Below are 21,879 nucleotides of genomic sequence, written 5' to 3' on the forward strand. Positions count from 1 at the left end.
AATTTTTATGTACCAGGTTGTTGCGTCTGATTTAGATGGCACGCTGCTTTCTCCCGATCACTGCTTAACTCCCTACGCCAAAGAGACGCTGAAGCTGCTTACCGCACGCGGTATCAACTTCGTGTTCGCGACCGGCCGCCACTACATCGATGTTGGGCAAATTCGCGATAATCTCGGCATTAAATCCTATATGATCACCTCGAACGGCGCTCGCGTGCACGATAGCGAAGGGCAGCAGATCTTCGCCCACAACCTCGACCGCGATATCGCCGCCGACCTGTTTGAGATGATGCGTAACGATCCGGCGATTGTGACCAACGTCTATCGTGAAGATGAGTGGTATATGAACCGCCACCGTCCGGAAGAGATGCGCTTCTTCAAAGAGGCGGTGTTTAACTACAAGCTCTACGAGCCGGGCGAGCTGGACCCGGAAGGCATTAGCAAAGTCTTTTTCACCTGCGATAAGCATGAGCATCTGCTGCCGCTGGAGCAGGCGATCAATGCCCGCTGGGGCGATCGCGTGAACGTGAGCTTCTCTACCGTCACCTGCCTTGAAGTGATGGCGGGCGGCGTGTCGAAAGGGCATGCGCTGGAGGCGGTGGCGAAAATGCTTGGCTATAGCCTGAAAGAGTGTATCGCCTTCGGCGACGGTATGAACGATGCGGAGATGCTGTCAATGGCGGGCAAGGGCTGCATTATGGCCAACGCGCACCAGCGGCTGAAAGACCTGCACCCTGAGTTGGAAGTGATCGGCAGCAATGTCGATGATGCCGTTCCCCACTATCTGCGTAAACTCTATCTTGACTAAAAAAGATTGACGATTGTTTTATTAATGAGCAGTTGTCAACCTGTCACTTCGCTACAATGGGTGTTCTTTACTCTACGAGACATTCATTGTGGCGCTACTGATTATCACCACCATTCTGTGGGCCTTCTCTTTTAGCCTGTATGGCGAATACCTGGCAGGCCACGTCGATAGCTATTTTGCGGTGCTGGCGCGCGTTGGCCTGGCGGCGCTGGTGTTTTTGCCCTTCCTGCGCACCCGCGGGCAGAGCCTGACCACTATCGGCCTGTATATGCTGGTAGGCGCGATGCAGCTCGGCATCATGTACATGCTGAGTTTCCAGGCCTATTTGTACCTGACGGTATCCGAGCTTCTGCTGTTTACCGTTCTGACGCCGCTCTACATCACGCTGATTTACGATTTAATGAGCCGCCGCCCTCTGCGCTGGGGCTACGCCTGCAGCGCGCTGCTGGCGGTTATCGGCGCGGGCATTATTCGTTATGACCAGGTGACCAACCATTTCTGGACCGGCCTGATCCTCGTTCAGCTCTCCAACATCAGCTTCGCGATTGGCATGGTGGGCTACAAGCGCCTGATGGAAACGCGTCCGATGCCGCAGCATAACGCCTTCGCTTGGTTCTACGTCGGGGCGTTTCTGGTGGCGGTTGTCGCCTGGTCTATGCTGGGGAATGCGCAGAAAATGCCGGAAACCTCGCTACAGTGGGGCATTCTGCTGTTTCTTGGCGTGGCGGCATCGGGGATTGGCTACTTTATGTGGAACTACGGCGCCACCCAGGTCGATGCCGGTACGCTCGGCATCATGAACAATATGCACGTGCCCGCCGGGCTGCTGGTGAACCTTGCCATCTGGCAAACTCAGCCCCGCTGGCCGAGCTTTATTATTGGCGCTCTGGTGATCCTGGCCTCGCTATGGGTCCATCGACGCTGGGTCGCTCCGCACTCCGCACAAACGGCAAATGGTCGCAAGCGTGATTCCGCGCTGAGCGAATAAACGCTTCGGTGACCGGCTGACGCTGCTCGCCGTCGCGCACCGCGGCGTACAGTCGGCTCCACAGTCCTTCGCCCAGGGTTTTGGTGACCACCAGACCCTGGCGCTCAAAGCTCTCCACTACCCAGTGAGGCAGGGCGGCGATCCCCATCCGCGCCGCCACCATCTGAATTAGCAGCAGCGTATTGTCGACGCTCTTCAGCTGTGGACTGATCCCCGCCGGCTGCAGGAAGTGACGCCAGATATCCAGACGAGCGCGCTGTACCGGGTAAATCAGCAGCATTTCGGTCGCTAAATCCTCAGGCGCAATGCGCATCTTTGCCGCCAGCGGATGGTCTGGCGCCATCACCAGACGCACTTCGAAATCAAACATGGGCGAATAGTGCAGGCCGCTGCGCGGCAGGATATCCGAGGTCATCACCAGATCCAGCTCGCCCTGCTGCAGGCCCGGCTGCGGGTCGAAGATCACCCCGGACTGGAAATCCACTTCCACATGCGGCCAGCGGGCGCGGAAGCTCTCCAGCGCCGGGGTGAGCCACTGGATACAGCTATGGCATTCGATAGCGATGCGCAGCCGGGTTTGCTGCGGCTCGTTGCAATCCTGCAGGGCGCGGCTGATTTGCGGCAGCACCTGATTTGCCAGCTGGAGCAAGATCTCTCCCTGCGGCGTAAAGCGCAGCGGCTGGCTTTTGCGCACAAACAGACGGAAGCCGAGGCGCTGTTCCAGATCGCTGAACTGGTGGGACAAGGCGGATTGGGTCTGGTGCAGGGCCGCCGCAGCGCCTGCCAGAGAACCGCTATTCCGCAACGCCTGGAGCGTTTTCAGGTGTTTAATTTCGATCATGAAAGTCCTTCACTTCGGCATGAATAATTTGCGCTTGAGGAATATACAGTAACTGCCAATTATGGATGTGTAAACATCTGGATGGCTAAATACTTTATCTTTCGAATTTATGGTGCGTTGGCCGCACTTCCTCACCCCAGTCACTTACTTCAGTAAGCTCCTGGGGATGAGCAAGCTTGCCGCCTTCCCTAAATCCGAAATCTTTCGGATTGAAATTATGAGGCTCAAAAAAATGACAATTATTAATCACACCCTCGGTTTCCCTCGCGTTGGCCTGCGTCGCGAGCTGAAAAAAGCGCAAGAGAGCTACTGGGCGGGCAATACCGGCCGCGAAGAACTGCTGGCCGTCGGCCGCGAGCTGCGCGCTCGCCACTGGGATCAACAGAAGCAGGCCGGCGTTGACCTGCTGCCGGTGGGCGATTTCGCCTGGTACGACCATGTTCTGACCACCAGCCTGCTACTGGGCAACGTGCCGGCTCGTCATCAGAACAAAGACGGCTCCGTCGATATCGATACCCTGTTCCGCATTGGCCGCGGCCGCGCGCCGACCGGCGAACCGGCAGCGGCGGCGGAAATGACCAAATGGTTTAATACCAACTACCACTACATGGTGCCGGAATTCGTGAAGGGCCAGCGGTTCAAACTGAGCTGGACCCAGCTGCTGGATGAAGTGGATGAAGCGCTGGCGCTGGGCCACAAGGCGAAACCCGTCCTGCTCGGGCCGGTCACTTACCTGTGGCTCGGTAAGGTTAAAGGCGAGCCGTTCGACCGCCTGAGCCTGCTGAACGATATTCTGCCGGTTTACCGGCAAGTGCTGGCTGAACTGGCAAAACGCGGTATTGAATGGGTGCAGATTGATGAGCCGGCGCTGGTGCTGGAGCTGCCGCAGGCGTGGCTGGACGCCTTCAAACCGGCTTACGAGGCGCTTAACGGCGAGGTTAAGCTGCTGCTGACCACCTACTTTGAAGGCATTGCCGATAACCTCGACACCATCACCGCGCTGCCGGTACAGGGTCTACATGTGGATCTGGTCCACGGCCAGGATAATGTCGCCGAGCTGCATAAACGCCTGCCTGCCGACTGGCTGCTCTCCGCCGGACTGATCAACGGCCGCAACGTCTGGCGCGCCGATCTGAGCGAGAAATACGCGCAGGTTAAAGCTATTGTCGGTAAACGCGAGCTGTGGGTCGCCTCTTCCTGCTCCCTGCTACACAGCCCGATCGATTTGAGCGTGGAAACGCGGCTCGATGCGGAGGTGAAGAGCTGGTTTGCCTTCGCCCTGCAAAAATGTGAGGAGCTGGCGCTGCTGCGCGATGCGCTGAACAGCGGCGATACCGCGGCGATTGCTGAATGGAGCGCGCCGATTCAGGCCCGTCGCCACTCAACCCGCGTGCATAACGCGGCGGTGGAGAAGCGTCTGGCGGCCATCACCGCTCAGGACAGCCAGCGCCAAAGCGCCTATCAAGTCCGCGCCGCAGCGCAGCGCGCCCGCTTTAAGCTGCCGGCCTGGCCGACCACCACCATCGGTTCTTTCCCGCAGACCACTGAGATCCGCGGCCTGCGTCTGGACTTTAAAAAGGGCAATCTGGATGCGAACAACTACCGTACCGGCATCGCCGAACACATCAGACAGGCGATTATGGAGCAGGAGCGCCTGGGCCTGGACGTGCTGGTACATGGTGAAGCCGAGCGTAACGACATGGTGGAATACTTCGGCGAACACCTGGATGGGTTTATTTTCACGCAGAACGGCTGGGTACAGAGCTATGGTTCCCGCTGCGTCAAACCGCCGGTGGTGATCGGCGACGTCAGCCGTCCGGAGGCGATCACCGTTGAGTGGGCTAAATACGCTCAGTCGCTGACCGAAAAACCGGTAAAAGGCATGCTGACCGGCCCGGTGACCATTCTTTGCTGGTCCTTCCCGCGGGAGGACGTCACCCGTGAAACGATTGCGAAGCAGATTGCTCTGGCGCTGCGCGACGAAGTGGCGGACCTGGAAGCCGCCGGTATCGGTATCATCCAGATCGACGAACCGGCGCTGCGCGAAGGCCTGCCGCTGAAGCGTAGCGACTGGGATGCGTATCTGGCGTGGGGCGTGGAAGCTTTCCGCATCAACGCGGCGGTGGCGCAAGACGACACGCAGATCCACACCCATATGTGTTATTGCGAGTTCAACGACATCATGGACTCTATTGCCGCGCTGGATGCGGACGTCATTACCATCGAAACCTCGCGCTCCGATATGGAGCTACTGGAGTCGTTCGAAGAGTTCGACTATCCGAATGAAATCGGGCCGGGCGTGTACGACATTCACTCCCCGAACGTGCCGAGCGTGGAGTGGATCGAAGCGCTGCTGAAGAAAGCCGCGCAGCGTATCCCGGCCGAGCGCCTGTGGGTGAACCCGGACTGCGGCCTGAAAACCCGCGGCTGGCCGGAAACCCTAAGCGCGCTGACCAACATGGTCAAGGCCGCGCAGAACCTGCGCCAGGCCTAATGGAGAGCGACCCGACTCGTGGCGGGTCGGGGTAAGCAGAAGAGCATTAAGAACGTCCAACCAACAAGCCGCGATCCTGTGTATTGAGTTTGCCCAGGAAGGATCTCTTTGGCTAAAGTTAAGCGTTTCCTGAACCGGGCGAATGTCGCTCTTCGGAGGTAAATGATGACTGAATATAACGATCAAAAGGGATATTTGCGTTTTGCCATTAACCTGGGCAACCCGGTTCTCGCGACACTTCTGCCGGATGGCTCTCCGGGAGGGATAACCGTTGAGCTGGCGAACAAGCTGGCGGCAGAGAGCCAGCGCGAAGCGCGGTTTGTGACCTGGCCGACGGCCGGGCAGGTAGTGGATGCGGCGCTGCAGGATCAATGGGATATCGCTTTTCTGGCTATCGACCCGGCGCGGGAAGATAAGCTTCGCTTCACGCCGCCCTACGTCACCATCGAAAGCTCGGCGATGGTTAAAAAAGAGAGTGAAATACGGTCGGTTCAGGAGATGGACCGCGAAGGTGTGGTGATAAACGTGGGCAAAGGTGCGGCCTACGAGCTGTATCTGATTCGCACGCTAAAACACGCGACGATGCGCCAGTACGCCACTTCTCAGGAGGCTATTCAGGCATTCATCCACGGCGAAGGCGATATGGCGGCCGGTATTCGCCAGCCTCTGGAGCAAGCCGCGCAGGAAAACCCGGCGTTACGCGTTCTGCCCGACAGCTTTAGCCAGATACGCCAGGCGATATGCGTCCCGCGCAATGCGCCGCAGCACTATGAATTTATTTGCCGCTGCCTTTCTTCATGGATAGCGGACGGTACTATTGCCGGGATGGTGAAGCGCCATATCGGCAATAGCTGAACTTTAACCGCGCTGACCGCCATGCTGGGCAAACCACGCCAGCATCCGCTGCCAGCCGTCCTTCGCCGACTCTTCATGATAGCTGGCGCGATAGTCGGCGTTAAAAGCGTGATCGGCCTGCGGGTAAACCACGATCTCCGCCGTGGCGTTGGCCGCCCGCAGCGCCTGGCGCATGGTTTCCACCGTATCCTGCGGAATGCTGTCATCTTTCGCGCCATACAGCCCTAAAACCGGCGCGTTGAGATCGACGGCAATATCCACCGGATGCTTCGGCGAATTCAACGTTTTCTCGCCGACCAGTTTGCCGTACCAGGCGACGGCGGCTTTTAGCTGCGGGTTATGCGCAGCGTACAGCCAGGTAATGCGCCCGCCCCAGCAGAAGCCGGTAATCAGCAGGCGATGGGCATCGCCGCCGTGGCGGGAGGCCCAGCTGGCTACGTGATCGAGGTCGGCCAGCACTTGAGAGTCCGGCACTTTTTTAACCAGCCCCTGGAACAGAGAAGGGATGTCGCTGTAATCATTAGGGTCGCCCTGGCGGAAGTACAGCTCTGGAGCGATAGCCAGATACCCCTCTTTCGCCAGACGGCGGCAAATATCGCGAATATGTTCATGCACGCCGAAAATTTCCTGAACCACGATGACGACCGGCAGCGGGCCGTCGATGTTCCCCGGGCGGGCGTGGAATGCCGGCATGTTATCCCCCTGCGAAGGGATTGATGTCTCTCCGGAGACGATGTTCTCATCTGATGTGTGAACGGCAGTGGCGGCGTGCGGCGTGGCTGCAGGTGCAAAGCCGGTTTGCTTAATTGTCGTCATGGTATTCTCCGTACCCTTAATTTGTTAGCGCAGCAATAACTATAGCTGCTCTGGACAGGACGTTAACCAAACACAGTGCCCGAAACAGGCTATCTTTTGTTCAGGCTTCCGCGATTTAGCTTGTTAATGTGATGTATATCACCCTTTTATGGAAAGTTATTGCAATGAATTTCATTCGTGGTGATTGTTGTCACAAAATTGAGCCGACAGCTTCTGTAAAGTACCGTTTTGCTTCTGCTGATAATTCGACCCACAGAGGAGTTTTTTATGTCCAAGTCTGATGTTTTTCATCTCGGCCTCACCAAAAACGATTTACAAGGGGCTACGCTGGCTATCGTCCCTGGCGATCCGGAGCGTGTGGAAAAGATCGCCGCGCTGATGGATAAGCCGGTTAAGCTGGCATCTCACCGTGAATTCACCACCTGGCGCGCGGAGCTGGACGGTAAAGCAGTGATTGTTTGTTCTACCGGTATCGGCGGCCCATCGACCTCTATCGCCGTGGAAGAACTGGCCCAGCTCGGCATCCGTACCTTCCTGCGTATTGGCACCACCGGCGCCATCCAGCCGCACATCAACGTAGGCGATGTTCTGGTGACTACCGCTTCTGTCCGCCTGGACGGTGCAAGTCTGCACTTTGCGCCCATGGAGTTCCCGGCGGTGGCTGATTTTGAATGTACTACCGCGCTGGTTGAAGCGGCGAAATCTATCGGCGCAACCACCCATATCGGCGTGACCGCCTCCTCCGACACCTTCTATCCGGGTCAGGAACGTTACGACACCTTCTCCGGCCGCGTTGTGAGCCGCTTTAAAGGCTCGATGGAAGAGTGGCAGGCGATGGGCGTGATGAACTATGAAATGGAATCCGCCACGCTGCTGACGATGTGCGCCAGCCAGGGCCTGCGCGCCGGGATGGTTGCCGGAGTTATCGTCAACCGTACCCAGCAGGAAATTCCGAACGCGGAAACCATGAAGCAAACCGAAAGCCACGCGGTGAAAATTGTCGTGGAAGCGGCGCGTCGCCTGCTGTAGTTCTTCTCCTTTCCGTAAAGGGCCGGACTCTCCGGCTCTTCTTTTTTGCGTAGCGCCTCGCAGGAAAACCCTTTCCAACTGGACGTTTGTACAGCACAATTCTATTTTGTGCCGTAAGTGGTTGCCGCAGGGGGCGTTGTGGATATTTCGATTATTATGAGTGCCGTTGCGGCGCTGGCCGTGGGCCTGATTGTTGGCTGGCTGGCGACGAAAGCGCACGCCGATCAAATTCGCGCCGATCTTATCGAAGAGCGGCGCGAGCTGGATATTGAACTGAGCGCGGCCCGCCAGCAGCTGGTGCAGGAGTCCCACTGGCGAGAAGAGTGCGAGCTGCTCAATAACGAGCTGCGCAGCCTGCGCGATATCAACGCCTCGCTGGAAGCCGATCTCCGTGAAGTGACAACCCGTCTTGAATCCACTCAGCTGCATGCCGAAGATAAAATCCGCCAGATGGTCAACAGCGAGCAGCGGCTTAGCGAGCAGTTTGAGAACCTGGCGAATCGCATCTTTGAGCACAGCAACCGACGGGTGGATGAGCAGAATCGCCAGAGCCTGCACGGCCTGCTGACGCCGCTTCGCGAGCAGCTGGATGGTTTTCGCCGTCAGGTGCAGGATAGCTTTGGCCAGGAAGCGCGGGAGCGCCACACCCTGGCCCATGAAATCCGTAATCTCCAGCAGCTTAATGCGCAAATGGCCCAGGAGGCGCTAAACCTGACTCGCGCGCTTAAGGGCGATAACAAAACCCAGGGCAACTGGGGCGAGGTGGTGTTGACCCGCGTGCTGGAAGCGTCCGGGCTGCGGGAGGGCCATGAATATCAGACCCAGGTGAGCATCGAAACGGACAACCGCTCGCGGATGCAGCCTGATGTGATTGTCCGTTTGCCGCAGGGGAAAGACGTGGTTATCGATGCCAAGATGACCCTGGTGGCCTACGAACGCTATTTCAATGCCGAAGATGATTATACCCGTGAAGCGGCGCTGCAGGAGCATATCGCTTCCGTACGCAACCATATGCGCCTGCTGGGGCGTAAAGACTACCAGCAGCTGCCGGGGCTGCGCTCGCTCGACTACGTTCTGATGTTTATCCCGGTGGAGCCGGCCTTCCTGCTGGCGATCGATCGCCAGCCGGAACTCATTAGCGAAGCGCTGAAAAACAACATTATGCTGGTGAGCCCGACCACGCTGCTGGTGGCGCTGCGGACTATCGCCAATCTCTGGCGCTATGAGCATCAGAGCCGTAACGCGCAGAAAATTGCCGAAAGAGCGGGGCGGCTGTACGACAAAATGCGCCTGTTTGTTGACGATATGTCCGCTATCGGCCAGAGCCTGGATAAAGCCCAGGATAACTACCGCCAGGCGATGAAAAAGCTCGCTTCCGGGCGAGGCAACCTGCTGGTGCAGGCGGAATCATTTCGCGAGCTGGGCGTGGAGGTTAAACGTGGGATTAATCCTGACTTAGTCGAACAGGCAACCGCACAGGATGAGGAATACTTCCTTACAGATGACGGTAACGTTCAGGAAGATAAAGATTTTTCTTCCGATACGGCCGCTGCCGCCGCGTATGATAACCGCCCTCAGCCGCGTTGAAGCGTATGGGAAGTGCGCTAAACCTGTTACACTCAACGAACATTTTCTTGATAAGCAAGCAGGCATTGAGATGGTTGAGGATTCACAAGAAACGACGCATTTTGGCTTTCAGACTGTCGCCAAAGAGCAGAAAGCTGACATGGTGGCGCATGTATTTCATTCTGTGGCCGCAAAATATGACGTAATGAACGACCTGATGTCGTTCGGTATTCATCGTTTGTGGAAGCGTTTCACCATCGACTGCAGCGGCGTCCGCCGCGGGCAAACCGTATTGGATCTGGCGGGTGGCACCGGCGATCTGACGGCGAAATTCTCTCGTCTGGTGGGCGAAACCGGCCGCGTGATGCTGGCGGATATCAACGACTCAATGCTGAAAATGGGCCGTGAGAAGCTGCGCAACATCGGCATCGTCGGCAACGTGGAATACGTCCAGGCAAACGCTGAAGCGCTGCCTTTTGCGGACAACACCTTTGATTGCATTACGATTTCTTTCGGTCTGCGTAACGTGACCGACAAAGAAAAAGCGCTGCGCTCCATGTATCGCGTATTAAAGCCAGGCGGTCGTCTGCTGGTGCTGGAATTCTCGAAACCGATTATTGAGCCGCTCAGCAAAGCCTACGACGCCTATTCTTTCCATATTCTGCCGCGCGTGGGTGAGCTGGTTGCTAAAGATGCCGAAAGCTATCGTTATCTTGCTGAATCTATTCGAATGCACCCCGATCAGGAGACGCTGAAAGGTATGATGCAGGACGCAGGGTTTGAAAGCGTCGACTACTACAACCTGACGGCAGGCATCGTTGCGCTACACCGCGGTTATAAGTTCTGACAGGAGGGACGTTATGCCTTTCAAACCACTGGTTACCGCCGGTCTTGAGACGGTCCTCAACGCTTTCCTCTGGCGCGATCGGGCGCTGAAACCCGCCCGCCAGCGTCTGCTGGGGAAAGTGCTGCGCGTCGAGCTGCAAGAGCTTTCCGATCCGGTGGTGCTGGTTTTTAGCGAACGCCAGCTGGATGTGCTGGGCGCGTGGGAAGGCGAGGCCGACTGCACCGTGCGTACCCGCCTGAGCGTGCTTCCGCAGCTACGCAATCGCCAGCAGCTTACCGCGCTGATTCGTAGCGGCGATCTCGAAGTAGAGGGCGATCTGCAGGTGGTGCAAAATACCGTCACGCTGTGCGATCTGGCGGAGTTCGATCCGGCTGAACTGCTCGCCCCGTATACCGGTGATGTTGTTGCGGAAGGCTTCGGTAAAGTATTCCGCGGCGGCGCTCGCTTTCTTGTGCATGGCGCTCAGCGCCAGCAGCGCTATGTAGCGGAAGCGATTACCGAAGAGTGGCGCCTGGCGCCGGGTCCGCTGGAGCTGGCCTGGTTTGCAGAGGAAACCGCTGCGGTGGAACGAACCCTGGCCGCGCTGGAAAAACGGCTGGAAACGCTGGAGGGCAAATGACGCCAGGAGAAATACGGCGCCTGTATTTTATCGTCCACACCTTTTTGAGCTACGGGCTGGATGAGCTCATTCCCAAAATGCGTATCACGCTGCCGCTGCGAATCTGGCGGCGGATGCTCTTCTGGATGCCCAATCGCCATAACGACCGCCCTCTCGGCGAGCGACTGCGCCTCGCATTACAGGAACTGGGGCCGGTGTGGATCAAATTTGGCCAGATGCTCTCGACCCGTCGCGACCTCTTTCCACCCCATATTGCCGATCAGCTGGCCATGCTGCAGGACCGCGTTGCGCCTTTTGACGGTCTGCAGGCCAAAAAGCAAATTGAGCAAGCCATGGGCGGCCTGCCGGTAGAGGCCTGGTTTGATGACTTCTCGATTGAACCGCTCGCTTCCGCTTCTATTGCCCAGGTGCATACCGCACGTCTGAAAGAGAACGGCAAAGAGGTTGTCATTAAGGTGATTCGCCCGGATATCGTTCCGGTTATCAAAGCGGATATGAAGCTCATCTACCGTCTTGCCCGCTGGGTGCCGCGTCTGCTGCCGGACGGCCGCCGTCTTCGCCCGCAGGAAGTGGTTCGCGAATACGAAAAAACGCTGCTGGATGAGCTCAACCTGCTGCGTGAATCAGCTAACGCTATCCAGCTTCGCCGCAACTTCGAAGAGAGCCCGATGCTCTATGTCCCGGAAGTTTACTCGGACTACTGCAGCGAAGGCATGATGGTGATGGAGCGGATTTACGGGATCCCGGTGTCCGACGTCGCCGCGCTGGAAGCGCAGGGGACTAACATGAAGCTGCTGGCTGAGCGTGGCGTACAGGTCTTCTTTACCCAGGTTTTCCGCGACAGCTTCTTCCATGCCGACATGCATCCGGGCAATATTTTTGTCAGCCGTAACCACCCGGAAGATCCGCAGTACATTGGCATTGACTGCGGTATCGTCGGCTCGCTGAACAAAGAAGATAAGCGCTATCTGGCGGAAAACTTCATTGCCTTCTTCAACCGCGATTACCGCAAAGTTGCGGAGCTGCACGTTGATTCCGGCTGGGTTCCCGCGGATACCAACGTTGAAGAGTTCGAGTTTGCTATTCGTACCGTCTGCGAGCCTATTTTTGAAAAGCCGCTGGCGGAAATCTCGTTTGGCCACGTGTTGCTGAACCTGTTTAACACGGCGCGACGTTTCAATATGGAAGTGCAGCCGCAGCTGGTTCTGCTGCAGAAGACATTACTTTACGTAGAAGGTGTAGGTCGCCAGCTCTATCCTCAGTTAGACTTGTGGAAAACGGCGAAACCGTTCCTTGAGTCGTGGATAAAAGAACAGGTGGGCATTCCGGCTCTGGTGCGGGCGTTTAAAGAAAAAGCGCCGTTCTGGATCGAAAGAATGCCGGAAATACCTGAGCTGGTGTATCAGAGCCTGCAGCAAAGCAAGCAGTTGCAGAATAGCGTCGATACCATCGTGCGCGACATCCAGGTGCGACACGTGCGCCAGGGTCAGTCCCGCTATCTGTTTGGTATAGGCGCGGTTTTATTACTGAGTGGTACGCTGTTATTCATCCACCGTCCCGAGTGGGGCATGATGCCGGGCTGGCTGATGGCCGCTGGCGTCGTAACCTGGCTTATCGGCTGGCGAAAGACGAACTGACGGCGGTCGCCTTTATCACCGCGCATAATGTGTATAATGCGTCCTAATAATCATCATCTGTCATAGGGGAATGTGTATGGGTGGTATCAGTATTTGGCAGTTACTCATTGTTGTCGTCATCGTGGTTCTGCTTTTTGGGACAAAAAAGCTGAGCTCGCTCGGTTCAGATTTAGGAGCGTCGATCAAAGGCTTTAAAAAGGCCATGAGCGACGAAGATAAACCGGAAAAATCCGCACCCGATGCCGATTTTGCGGCGAAAACCCTTGCTGATAAGCCGGATGATGTAAAGAAAGACGAGACTAAACGCCACGACAAAGAGCAGGTGTAATTCGTGTTCGATATCGGTTTTAGTGAGCTGCTGCTGGTATTCGTGATTGGCCTCATCGTTTTGGGGCCGCAGCGACTACCGGTAGCGGTAAAGACGGTGGTTAGCTGGATCCGCACGCTGCGGTCGCTTGCGGCTACCGTACAAAATGAAATAACGCAGGAATTAAAACTGCAGGAGTTTCAGGAAAGCCTTAAAAAGGTGGAAAAGGCCAGCCTGGACAACCTGACGCCCGAGCTAAAAGCTTCAATGGATGAGCTGCGTGAAGCGGCTGAATCTATGAAGCGATCCTACTCCGCCCACGATCCTGAAAAAGCCAGCGATGAAGCCAACACCATTCACAACCCGGTCGTTAAAGGGAGTGAAGAGCAGCGCAAGGACGTGACGCCGGCGACGGCTGAACACCAGGCCAGCGCGCCGGAGCATGCGCCTGACCCCGTGGCTGAAGAGCTTTCCGCTTCGCAGAGTGAAATCCCGGCAGTGAAAGTAAAAACTGCCGTGTCGGCTTCCGATTCTTCCTCCCCTGTATCGAGTGATAAACAGTAAAAATGGGCGTAGACGATACTCAACCGCTAATTACGCATCTGATCGAGCTGCGCAAGCGCTTGATCAACAGCATTCTTGCGATTCTGGTCATTTTCCTGGCGTTAGTCTATTTCGCCAACGATATCTATCAGCTGGTTTCCGCGCCGCTTATTCGGCAGATGCCGGTTGGCGCGACCATGATCGCGACGGATGTGGCCTCGCCTTTCTTCACGCCGATCAAGCTGACCTTTATGGTATCGATAATTTTGTCGGTACCGGTCATTCTGTATCAGGTCTGGGCCTTTGTGGCGCCAGCGCTGTATAAGCATGAGCGTCGGCTGGTTATGCCGCTGCTGGTCTCCAGTACGCTGCTGTTCTATATCGGTATGGCTTTCGCCTACTTCGTCGTTTTTCCGCTGGCGTTTGGCTTTCTGACCCACGCGGCGCCGGAAGGCGTACAGGTCTCTACCGATATTCGTAGCTATCTCGACTTTGTGATGGCGCTGTTTATCGCGTTTGGCGTCTCGTTCGAGGTTCCGGTGGCCATCGTGCTGCTGTGCTGGATGGGCGTCACCACGCCGGACGACCTGCGTAAGAAACGCCCCTATGTCCTGGTTGGCGCATTCGTTGTGGGGATGCTGCTGACTCCGCCGGACGTGTTCTCGCAAACTCTGCTGGCGATTCCGATGTACTGTCTGTTTGAGGTCGGTGTCTTCTTCGCGCGGTTCTATACCGGTAAACGCCTGACGCGTGACGAGGATGCCGCCGCCGAAGAGGCGCAGGGTAAAGAAGAATAACGCTCAACCGCCCGCCAGGGCGGTTGCCATATGGGAGCGATGATGTTTGATATCGGCGTAAATCTGACCAGTTCGCAGTTTTCCCGCGATCGCGATGAGGTGGTGTCCCGGGCCCGGGCGGCGGGCGTCACCGGGATGCTGTTGACGGGAACCAACCTGCATGAAAGCGCGCAGGCGCAGCAGATGGCGCGCCGCTATTCGGGATGCTGGTCAACGGCCGGCGTTCATCCCCACGACAGTCGCTGCTGGACGGACTCGGTAGCGGCAGCGGTCTATGCGCTGGCTCGCGAGCCGGAAGTCGTCGCGGTTGGCGAATGCGGCCTCGATTTCAACCGCAACTTTTCGACGCCTCAGGAGCAAGAAGCGGCGTTTAGCGCCCAGCTGGCGCTGGCAGCGGAGCTGTCGATGCCGGTATTCCTGCACTGTCGCGATGCGCATGAGCGCTTTCTGGCCCTGCTGGTTCCCTGGCTTGATAAGCTCCCGGGGGCCGTGGTGCATTGCTTTACGGGTAGCCGTGAAGAGATGCGCGAATGCGTTGAGCACGGTTTATTTATTGGTATCACCGGCTGGGTATGTGATGAGCGTCGGGGGCTGGAGCTTCGAGCCTTGCTGGCGGATATTCCGGCAGATCGCCTGCTGGTTGAGACCGATGCGCCGTATCTGCTGCCGCGCGATATGCGGCCAAAACCCGCTTCCCGCCGCAATGAGCCCGCCTACCTGCCGCATATTCTGACCAGCATCGCGGGATGGCGCGGGGAAGAGGCGCAGTGGCTGGAAGAGATTACCGATGCTAACGTCAGAAGACTCTTTGGCGTGCGCTTTTAGGCGCCGTCAGATTTTATAAAAATCAGTATTTTTCACGCTCTGTAGCACCTGCTTGTTAAGCAAATTCAGCAGCAGCATAGAACGGGCTTCACCGTCCGGTTCGGTAAAAATAGCCTGCAGACCCTCAAAGGCGCCATCGGTAATCAGCACGCTATCGCCTTCATGCGGCGTTTCCGGATCGGTGATCCCTTCCGGTTTGTAGATGGAAAGCTGATGAATGACGGCAGACGGCACGATAGCGGGCAGCGCGCCGAAACGCACAAAGCTGTTCACACCGCGCGTTGCGCTGATGGTGGTGGTATGAATCACTTCCGGATCGAACTCGATAAACAGATAATTTGGGAACAGGGGCTCGCTGACCGTCGTGCGTTTACCGCGGACGATTTTTTCCAGCTCGATCGTTGGCATCAGGCAATTCACGGCCTGCCGCTCAAGGTGTTCCTGGGCGCGTTCAAGCTGCCCACGTTTGCAATAAAGTAAGTACCAGGCTTGCATAATGACTCTTTCCAATGCTACTAGCAGCAAGCATAACAAAAGCCCGGTACGATCGCGAAATCATTGCGGGTGAAAACTAAATTTCAGCGTTCTTTCACGCTAATTTAACAAAAATACAGCATAGCTCCGGCGAACGCCGTATAATCAGCCGCCTGTATAGAGGTCAATAACAACTCCATGAAATACCACGATCTACGCGAATTTCTGACATTACTGGAGCAGCAGGGGGAATTGAAACGGATCTCCCTGCCGGTCGATCCTCACCTGGAAATCACCGAAATTGCCGACCGCACATTGCGCGCTGGCGGTCCGGCCCTGCTATTCGAAAATCCTAAAGGCTACGCCATGCCGGTGCTGTGTAATCTTTTCGGCACGCCGCGGCGAGTCGCGCTGGGAATGGGGCAGGAGGATGTCAGTTCGCTGCGGGAAGTGGGTAAGCTTCTGGCATTCCTGAAAGAGCCGGAACCACCAAAAGGCTTCCGCGACCTGTTTGATAAGCTGCCGCAGTTCAAGCAGGTGCTGAATATGCCGACTAAGCGTCTGCGTGGAGCCCCGTGCCAGCAAAAAATCATCCACGGCGATGAGGTGGATCTGACCCGCATCCCGATCATGACCTGCTGGCCGGAAGATGCCGCGCCGCTGATCACCTGGGGGCTAACGGTGACCCGCGGTCCGCATAAAGAGCGGCAAAATTTGGGTATTTATCGCCAGCAGCTGATTGGCAAGAACAAGCTGATTATGCGCTGGCTATCGCATCGCGGCGGCGCGCTGGACTTCCAGGAGTGGTGCGCAGCGCATCCAGGCGAGCGTTTTCCTGTTTCCGTCGCGTTGGGCGCCGATCCGGCGACGATTCTCGGGGCGGTGACCCCGGTTCCGGATACCCTCTCCGAGTATGCGTTTGCCGGGCTGCTGCGCGGCACGAAAACCGAAGTCGTTAAGTGCATCTCTAACGATCTGGAAGTGCCCGCCAGCGCGGAGATTGTGCTGGAAGGATATATTGAGGCCGGAGAGATGGCGCCGGAAGGCCCGTATGGCGACCATACGGGCTACTACAATGAAGTGGATAACTTCCCGGTCTTTACCGTCACCCATATTACTCAGCGTGAAGACGCCATCTACCATTCGACCTACACCGGGCGTCCGCCGGACGAACCCGCGGTACTGGGCGTTGCGCTGAACGAAGTGTTCGTACCCATCCTGCAAAAGCAGTTTCCTGAAATCGTGGATTTCTATTTACCGCCTGAAGGCTGTTCCTATCGCCTGGCGGTGGTCACGATGAAGAAGCAGTACGCCGGTCACGCGAAACGCGTCATGATGGGCGTCTGGTCGTTCCTCCGTCAGTTCATGTATACCAAGTTTGTTATCGTCTGCGATGACGATGTCAATGCGCGCGACTGGAATGATGTGATTTGGGCGATTACTACCCGTATGGACCCGGCGCGTGATACGGTACTGGTAGAAAATACGCCAATTGATTATCTGGATTTTGCCTCACCGGTTTCCGGTTTGGGTTCAAAAATGGGGCTGGATGCCACAAACAAATGGCCTGGAGAGACCCAGCGCGAGTGGGGTCGTCCGATCAAAAAAGATCCTGAGGTGACGGCGCGCGTCGACGCCATCTGGGACGAACTGGCTATCTTCAAATAACAGTAAGCGGGGCTACGCCGCTGTTTTGCACAATAGACCCGACAGAGGGGACGCATGACAACCTTAAGCTGTAAAGTGACCTCGGTGGAGGCGATTACCGATACTGTGTATCGCGTTCGATTAGTGCCGGAAGCGGCGTTTGCCTTCCGGGCTGGTCAGTATCTGATGGTCGTGATGGACGAACGCGATAAGCGCCCATTCTCCATGGCTTCTACGCCGTCGGAACAGGAGTTTATCGAGCTGCATATCGGTGCATCTGAACTTAACCTGTATGCGATGGCGGTGATGGATCGTATTCTGAAAGAGCGTGAAATCGAGGTCGATATGCCGCATGGCGAAGCCTGGCTGCGCGATGATGAAGAACGCCCGCTGATTTTGATTGCCGGGGGGACGGGCTTCTCTTACGTGCGTTCGATTCTGCTCACCGCGCTGGCGCGCAATCCGAACCGCGATATCGCCATCTACTGGGGCGGACGCGAAGCGAAGCATCTCTACGATCTGGCCGAGCTGGAAGCGTTAAGCCTGCAGCATCCAGGCCTGCGCGTTGAACCCGTTGTTGAGCAGCCTGAAGCTGAGTGGCGTGGCCGTACCGGAACCGTGCTCACGGCGGTTCTGCAGGATTACGGTACGCTGGGCGAGCATGATATCTATATCGCCGGCCGTTTTGAGATGGCGAAAATTGCCCGTGACCTGTTCTGCAACGAGCGCGGCGCGCGTGAAGATCGCCTGTTTGGCGATGCCTTTGCGTTTATCTGATAGCCGCTCTGAAAGCATCCGGGCTTTTGGCCTGGGTGCTGTTTTTACCGGTCATCGCTGAAGTAAACGTACAGCGGCCGATCGTTTTCCAGCAAACAGAGCATTTTCCCTACCGGGTTCCCTTCTTTTTCCAGCGTAGCGGTGAGCTGCGTCGCGATATGCTGGCTGCCTATCTTCTCATCATAGCGTTCGGTATTAATGTCGGTGATGACCAGATGCTTTAGCCGATCGCTGCCAGGGTCCTGCGCCATTTTACTGATCCCCCTGGAAAGGCATGCCTGAGCGCTATCCTGTTCGCTGGCGAGCGCTGCGGCAGAGAACGTGGTTAGCAGAAAAATGATTGGGAGTGTTTTCATCACTCTTCATTATCCTTAATAATCATTAGGTACATGGGGATAATAACGGATCGGTAGAAATAAAAAACCCGCCCCTGACAGGCGGGAAGAACGGCAACTAAACTATTTCGGGGATTAACTCTTCGATTAAACCCGCTCAAATACCGTTGCGATCCCCTGACCTAAACCAATACACATGGTGGCTAGGCCGAACTGCGCGTCTTTACGCTCCATCTGGTTGATCAACGTAGTGCTAATGCGCGCGCCGGAACAGCCGAGCGGATGGCCCAGGGCGATCGCGCCGCCGTTGAGGTTGATCTTCTCGTCTATCTGTTCCATCAGCCCCAGATCTTTAATGCACGGTAGGATCTGGGCGGCAAAAGCTTCGTTCATCTCGAACACATCGATATCGCTGGCGCTGAGCCCGGCCTTTTTCAGCGCCAGTTTTGACGCGGGAACCGGGCCATAGCCCATTATTGACGGATCGCAGCCGACGACAGCCATCGAGCGCACGCGAGCGCGAGGCTTCAGGCCCAGTTCGCGGGCGCGGCTTTCGCTCATTAACAACATCGCTGCGGCGCCATCGGAGAGGGCGGAAGAGGTTCCCGCCGTCACGGTGCCGGTGACCGGATCGAACGCGGGTCTCAGCGCGGCCAGCGCTTCTACCGTCGTCTCCGGGCGAATGACTTCATCGTAGCTGTAAGACTTCAGCACACCGTCGGCGTCGTGACCGCCGGTCGGGATGATCTCCGTCTTGAATGCGCCGGACTGCGTCGCGGCCCAGGCGCGAGCGTGGGAGCGGGCGGCGAACTGGTCCTGCATTTCCCGGCTGATGCCGTGCAGACGCGCCAGCATTTCTGCCGTCAGACCCATCATTCCGGCGGCTTTGGCGACGTTACGGCTCAGTCCGGGATGGAAATCCACGCCGTGGCTCATCGGAACGTGGCCCATATGCTCTACGCCGCCAATCAGGCAGACGCTGGCATCGCCGGTCATGATCATACGCGCCGCGTCGTGAAGCGCCTGCATAGAAGAACCGCACAGCCGATTGACCGTGGTGGCGGGTACCGAATGCGGGATCTCCGCCAGCAACGCCGCGTTGCGGGCAATGTTGAAGCCCTGTTCCAGGGTCTGCTGGACGCAGCCCCAGTAAATATCGTCGATCGCGCTCGCCTCAAGAGACGGATTACGCGAAAGCAGGCTACGCATCAGGTGCGCGGAGAGATCATCCGCACGCACGTGGCGAAAGGCGCCGCCCTTCGAACGGCCCATCGGGGTACGAACTGCATCGACAATGACAACCTGTTCCATTGTGACTCCTTAAGCCGTTTTCAGGTCGCCTGGCGCACGGGCAGGCTCAACCGGGGGATAGTACGGTTCGTTATGACGCGCTTTGCTGCGCAATCCTTCCGGCACGTCGTATAGCGGGCCGAGGTGCTGGTACTGCTGCGCCATATCGAGATATTTTGCGCTACCGAGCGTATCGAGCCAGCGGAACGCGCCGCCGTGGAACGGAGGGAAGCCCAGGCCATAAACCAGCGCCATATCGGCTTCCGCCGGGCTGGCAATAATGCCCTCTTCGAGACAGCGCACCACTTCGTTGACCATCGGGATCATCATCCGGGCGATAATCTCTTCATCGCTGAAATCGCGCTTCGGCTGGCTGACTTCCGCCAGCAGGCTATCGACGACAGTATCCTCTTCCTTCTTCGGCTTACCTTTGCTGTCTTCTTTGTAGCGCCAGAAGCCAAGGCCGTTTTTCTGGCCGAAACGCTTGGCGTCGAATAGCGCATCGATCGCATCGCGATACTCTTTCTGCATTCGCTGCGGGAAGCCCGCCGCCATGACCGCCTGCGCGTGATGCGCGGTATCAATGCCCACGACGTCCAGCAGATAGGCGGGCCCCATCGGCCAGCCAAACTGTTTTTCCATCACTTTGTCGACCTTGCGGAAGTCCGCGCCATCGCGCAGCAGCTGGCTGAAACCGGCGAAGTAGGGGAACAGTACGCGGTTGACGAAGAAGCCGGGGCAGTCGTTGACCACAATCGGCGTTTTGCCCATTTTGCTGGCCCAGGCGACGACTTTGGCAATGGTCTTATCCGAGGTTTTATCGCCGCGGATCACTTCAACCAGCGGCATGCGATGCACCGGGTTAAAGAAGTGCATGCCGCAGAAGTTTTCCGGGCGCTGCAGGACGCTGGCCAGCTCGCTGATAGGGATGGTCGAGGTGTTGGAGGCCAGCACGGTATCCGGGCGCACCTTCTCTTCGGTTTCCGCCAGTACCGCTTTTTTCACTTTTGGGTTCTCAACGACGGCTTCGACCACGACGTCCACGCGCTCAAAGCCGGCGTAATCCAGGGTTGGCTGAATAGTGGAAATGACGCCGGCCATCTTGAGCCCATCGATTTTGCCGCGCTCAAGCTGTTTATTCAGCAGCTTCGCCGCTTCGGTCATGCCCAGCGTCAGCGATTTGTCGTTAATATCCTTCATGACCACCGGCACGCCTTTCCAGGCCGACTGGTATGCAATACCGCCGCCCATAATCCCCGCGCCCAGCACGGCCGCGTGTTTTGGCGTGTCGACATCTTTCGTCAGCTTCTTCGCTTTCGCTTTGACGTACTGATCGTTGAGGAAGATACCGACCAGCGCGCGCGCCTCGTTGGTATGCGCCAGCGGGACGAAACTTTTGTTTTCCAGGTTCAGCGCTTCTTCGCGGCCAAAGCGGGCGGCGGCTTCAATGGTTTTAACGGCGGTAAGCGGGGCCGGGTAGTGTTTCCCGGCGGTTTGCGCCACCATGCCTTTGGCGATGGTAAAACTCATTGCGGCTTCAATTTTACTCAGGTGAAGCGGCTCCAGCTTCGGCTGGCGCTTCGCTTTCCAGTCCAGGTCGCCGTTAATGGCCTGACGCAGAATGGCTACTGCGCCATCGATCAGTTTTTCATGTTTAACCACGCCGTCGACGAGGCCGATTTTTAAGGCCTGTTCGGCGCCGAGGTCTTTACCTGCGGCAATGATTTCCAGCGCGCTGTCCGCGCCAAGCATGCGCGGCATCCGCACCGAGCCGCCAAAGCCCGGCATGATGCCCAGCTTCGTTTCCGGCAGACCAATGCGCAGGTCCGGCGTCGCCAGGCGATAATCGGTCGCCAGTACGCATTCGCAGCCGCCGCCCAGCGCATAGCCGTTGACGGCGGAGATGGTCGGAACCGGCAAATCTTCCAGGCGATTAAATACGCTATTAGCGAAATGTAGCCACTGGCTGAGCTGTTCTTCGGGAACCAGGAACAGAGAAAGAAATTCGGTGATATCCGCGCCGACGATAAAAGCGGCTTTTTCGGAGCGCAGCAGCAGCCCTTTAAGATCTTTTTGTTTTTCCAGTACGTCCAGCGCTTCACCGAGGCTGGCTACGGTTGCGGTATCGAGCTTGTTGACCGAGCCGGGGGCATCGAATACCAGTTCGGCAATGCCGTCTTCCCGCCAGTCGAGGTACAGGGTGTCGCCTTTGTAGAGCATGTCAGTCTCCTGAATCCAGCAATATGATCTGGTCGTACCAGATGAGACGGAGTGTGGATTTTATGTTAAGAAATTGCAAATAAGACTTTAAATAAATGCTGGTCGGATCACACCCGGTAGAGATCACCCCGTTTGAGGTCATTGTGCTAAGATGCGAAACATCA

General features: G+C 57.1%; 21 protein-coding genes. 15 read left to right on the forward strand and 6 right to left on the reverse strand.

The features are described 5' to 3' along the window. The first annotated feature begins 7 nt into the window (after positions 1-7). Complete coding sequence (gene yigL / locus BWI76_RS01265; protein WP_004133236.1) at positions 8-808, forward strand: sugar/pyridoxal phosphate phosphatase YigL; 801 nt, start codon at positions 8-10, stop codon at positions 806-808. An 88-nt stretch (positions 809-896) separates the two neighbouring features. Next, positions 897-1,796 carry a carboxylate/amino acid/amine transporter gene (locus BWI76_RS01270; RefSeq protein ID WP_064342056.1) on the forward strand — a complete coding sequence of 300 codons (900 nt, stop codon included), beginning with the start codon at positions 897-899 and terminating at the stop codon, positions 1,794-1,796. Here the strand turns inward: BWI76_RS01270 and metR are convergent. Further along, positions 1,684-2,637, reverse strand: a complete 954-nt coding sequence (gene metR / locus BWI76_RS01275) for an HTH-type transcriptional regulator MetR (protein ID WP_024360618.1) — start codon at positions 2,635-2,637, stop codon at positions 1,684-1,686. The genes BWI76_RS01270 and metR overlap by 113 nt on opposite strands. 232 nt (positions 2,638-2,869) lie before the next feature. Here metR and metE point away from each other — a divergent pair, with 232 nt between their 5' ends. Both metE and BWI76_RS01285 read left to right on the forward strand, forming a co-directional pair. After that, positions 2,870-5,131, forward strand: coding sequence for a 5-methyltetrahydropteroyltriglutamate--homocysteine S-methyltransferase (gene metE, locus BWI76_RS01280; protein ID WP_064371568.1), 2,262 nt, complete (start codon positions 2,870-2,872; stop codon positions 5,129-5,131). Between the two features lie 165 nt (positions 5,132-5,296). Next, positions 5,297-5,986: a transporter substrate-binding domain-containing protein gene (locus BWI76_RS01285; RefSeq protein WP_024360616.1), complete on the forward strand. Its 690-nt coding sequence runs from the start codon at positions 5,297-5,299 to the stop codon at positions 5,984-5,986. 3 nt (positions 5,987-5,989) lie between these two features. On the opposite strand, the gene BWI76_RS01290 is transcribed toward BWI76_RS01285, so the two are convergent. Next, a complete protein-coding gene (locus BWI76_RS01290; RefSeq protein WP_004870444.1) occupies positions 5,990-6,802 on the reverse strand; it encodes a dienelactone hydrolase family protein in 813 nt (270 codons plus the stop codon). 267 nt (positions 6,803-7,069) lie between these two features. Here BWI76_RS01290 and udp point away from each other — a divergent pair, with 267 nt between their 5' ends. From udp to tatD, 9 genes are all read left to right on the forward strand, one after another. Next, positions 7,070-7,831: a uridine phosphorylase gene (gene udp, locus BWI76_RS01295; RefSeq protein ID WP_004097583.1), complete on the forward strand. Its 762-nt coding sequence runs from the start codon at positions 7,070-7,072 to the stop codon at positions 7,829-7,831. 138 nt (positions 7,832-7,969) lie between these two features. Next, positions 7,970-9,418 (forward strand): DNA recombination protein RmuC, encoded by a 1,449-nt coding sequence (rmuC, locus tag BWI76_RS01300; RefSeq protein WP_064371520.1) that lies wholly within the window; start codon positions 7,970-7,972, stop codon positions 9,416-9,418. Positions 9,419-9,488: 70 nt separating this feature from the next. Next, positions 9,489-10,244: a bifunctional demethylmenaquinone methyltransferase/2-methoxy-6-polyprenyl-1,4-benzoquinol methylase UbiE gene (ubiE, locus tag BWI76_RS01305; RefSeq protein ID WP_004127530.1), complete on the forward strand. Its 756-nt coding sequence runs from the start codon at positions 9,489-9,491 to the stop codon at positions 10,242-10,244. A gap of 13 nt (positions 10,245-10,257) precedes the next feature. Beyond that, entirely contained in the window at positions 10,258-10,863 is a 606-nt protein-coding gene (gene ubiJ, locus BWI76_RS01310; protein ID WP_004870452.1) for a ubiquinone biosynthesis protein UbiJ, read from the forward strand. Beyond that, complete coding sequence (gene ubiB, locus BWI76_RS01315) at positions 10,860-12,500, forward strand: ubiquinone biosynthesis regulatory protein kinase UbiB (protein ID WP_049131288.1); 1,641 nt, start codon at positions 10,860-10,862, stop codon at positions 12,498-12,500. The genes ubiJ and ubiB overlap by 4 nt, the downstream gene beginning before the upstream one ends. Before the next feature lie 76 nt (positions 12,501-12,576). After that, a complete protein-coding gene (tatA, locus tag BWI76_RS01320; RefSeq protein ID WP_004127537.1) occupies positions 12,577-12,828 on the forward strand; it encodes a Sec-independent protein translocase subunit TatA in 252 nt (83 codons plus the stop codon). A gap of 3 nt (positions 12,829-12,831) precedes the next feature. Then, complete coding sequence (gene tatB, locus BWI76_RS01325) at positions 12,832-13,371, forward strand: Sec-independent protein translocase protein TatB (protein WP_024360611.1); 540 nt, start codon at positions 12,832-12,834, stop codon at positions 13,369-13,371. A 2-nt stretch (positions 13,372-13,373) separates the two neighbouring features. Next, a complete protein-coding gene (gene tatC / locus BWI76_RS01330; RefSeq protein WP_004097593.1) occupies positions 13,374-14,147 on the forward strand; it encodes a Sec-independent protein translocase subunit TatC in 774 nt (257 codons plus the stop codon). Between the two features lie 30 nt (positions 14,148-14,177). Then, positions 14,178-14,972, forward strand: a complete 795-nt coding sequence (gene tatD, locus BWI76_RS01335; RefSeq protein ID WP_170960597.1) for a 3'-5' ssDNA/RNA exonuclease TatD — start codon at positions 14,178-14,180, stop codon at positions 14,970-14,972. Between the two features lie 6 nt (positions 14,973-14,978). Here the strand turns inward: tatD and rfaH are convergent, their stop codons facing one another. Further along, on the reverse strand, positions 14,979-15,467 hold the full coding sequence (rfaH, locus tag BWI76_RS01340) for a transcription/translation regulatory transformer protein RfaH (RefSeq protein ID WP_004097595.1): 489 nt from the start codon (positions 15,465-15,467) through the stop codon (positions 14,979-14,981). A gap of 177 nt (positions 15,468-15,644) precedes the next feature. Here rfaH and ubiD point away from each other — a divergent pair, with 177 nt between their 5' ends. After that, positions 15,645-17,114, forward strand: coding sequence for a 4-hydroxy-3-polyprenylbenzoate decarboxylase (gene ubiD, locus BWI76_RS01345; protein ID WP_024360609.1), 1,470 nt, complete (start codon positions 15,645-15,647; stop codon positions 17,112-17,114). 54 nt (positions 17,115-17,168) lie between these two features. After that, complete coding sequence (gene fre, locus BWI76_RS01350) at positions 17,169-17,870, forward strand: NAD(P)H-flavin reductase (RefSeq protein ID WP_004870462.1); 702 nt, start codon at positions 17,169-17,171, stop codon at positions 17,868-17,870. 44 nt (positions 17,871-17,914) lie between these two features. Here fre and BWI76_RS01355 read toward each other — a convergent pair whose 3' ends face one another. The 3 genes from BWI76_RS01355 to fadB form a co-directional block, all read right to left on the reverse strand. After that, positions 17,915-18,226 (reverse strand): hypothetical protein, encoded by a 312-nt coding sequence (locus BWI76_RS01355; RefSeq protein ID WP_004870464.1) that lies wholly within the window; start codon positions 18,224-18,226, stop codon positions 17,915-17,917. A 126-nt stretch (positions 18,227-18,352) separates the two neighbouring features. After that, positions 18,353-19,516: an acetyl-CoA C-acyltransferase FadA gene (gene fadA, locus BWI76_RS01360; protein WP_004870465.1), complete on the reverse strand. Its 1,164-nt coding sequence runs from the start codon at positions 19,514-19,516 to the stop codon at positions 18,353-18,355. Positions 19,517-19,525: 9 nt separating this feature from the next. Further along, entirely contained in the window at positions 19,526-21,715 is a 2,190-nt protein-coding gene (gene fadB, locus BWI76_RS01365) for a fatty acid oxidation complex subunit alpha FadB (RefSeq protein WP_004870467.1), read from the reverse strand. Between the last annotated feature and the right edge of the window lie 164 nt (positions 21,716-21,879).

Origin of the sequence: Klebsiella sp. M5al, assembly GCF_002090195.1 — a bacterium.
Taxonomy (GTDB): domain Bacteria; phylum Pseudomonadota; class Gammaproteobacteria; order Enterobacterales; family Enterobacteriaceae; genus Klebsiella; species Klebsiella grimontii.

Excerpts from the sequence above, each read along its gene's own strand:
- yigL (WP_004133236.1), top strand. The coding sequence starts at position 8 with ATGTACCAGGTTGTTGCGTCTGATTTAGATGGCACGCTGCTTTCTCCC.
- metR (WP_024360618.1), bottom strand. The coding sequence starts at position 2,637 with ATGATCGAAATTAAACACCTGAAAACGCTCCAGGCGTTGCGGAATAGC.
- metE (WP_064371568.1), top strand. The coding sequence starts at position 2,870 with ATGACAATTATTAATCACACCCTCGGTTTCCCTCGCGTTGGCCTGCGT.
- BWI76_RS01285 (WP_024360616.1), top strand. The coding sequence starts at position 5,297 with ATGACTGAATATAACGATCAAAAGGGATATTTGCGTTTTGCCATTAAC.
- BWI76_RS01290 (WP_004870444.1), bottom strand. The coding sequence starts at position 6,802 with ATGACGACAATTAAGCAAACCGGCTTTGCACCTGCAGCCACGCCGCAC.
- udp (WP_004097583.1), top strand. The coding sequence starts at position 7,070 with ATGTCCAAGTCTGATGTTTTTCATCTCGGCCTCACCAAAAACGATTTA.
- ubiE (WP_004127530.1), top strand. The coding sequence starts at position 9,489 with ATGGTTGAGGATTCACAAGAAACGACGCATTTTGGCTTTCAGACTGTC.
- ubiJ (WP_004870452.1), top strand. The coding sequence starts at position 10,258 with ATGCCTTTCAAACCACTGGTTACCGCCGGTCTTGAGACGGTCCTCAAC.
- ubiB (WP_049131288.1), top strand. The coding sequence starts at position 10,860 with ATGACGCCAGGAGAAATACGGCGCCTGTATTTTATCGTCCACACCTTT.
- tatA (WP_004127537.1), top strand. The coding sequence starts at position 12,577 with ATGGGTGGTATCAGTATTTGGCAGTTACTCATTGTTGTCGTCATCGTG.
- tatC (WP_004097593.1), top strand. The coding sequence starts at position 13,374 with ATGGGCGTAGACGATACTCAACCGCTAATTACGCATCTGATCGAGCTG.
- tatD (WP_170960597.1), top strand. The coding sequence starts at position 14,178 with ATGGGAGCGATGATGTTTGATATCGGCGTAAATCTGACCAGTTCGCAG.
- rfaH (WP_004097595.1), bottom strand. The coding sequence starts at position 15,467 with ATGCAAGCCTGGTACTTACTTTATTGCAAACGTGGGCAGCTTGAACGC.
- ubiD (WP_024360609.1), top strand. The coding sequence starts at position 15,645 with ATGAAATACCACGATCTACGCGAATTTCTGACATTACTGGAGCAGCAG.
- fre (WP_004870462.1), top strand. The coding sequence starts at position 17,169 with ATGACAACCTTAAGCTGTAAAGTGACCTCGGTGGAGGCGATTACCGAT.
- BWI76_RS01355 (WP_004870464.1), bottom strand. The coding sequence starts at position 18,226 with ATGAAAACACTCCCAATCATTTTTCTGCTAACCACGTTCTCTGCCGCA.
- fadA (WP_004870465.1), bottom strand. The coding sequence starts at position 19,516 with ATGGAACAGGTTGTCATTGTCGATGCAGTTCGTACCCCGATGGGCCGT.
- fadB (WP_004870467.1), bottom strand. The coding sequence starts at position 21,715 with ATGCTCTACAAAGGCGACACCCTGTACCTCGACTGGCGGGAAGACGGC.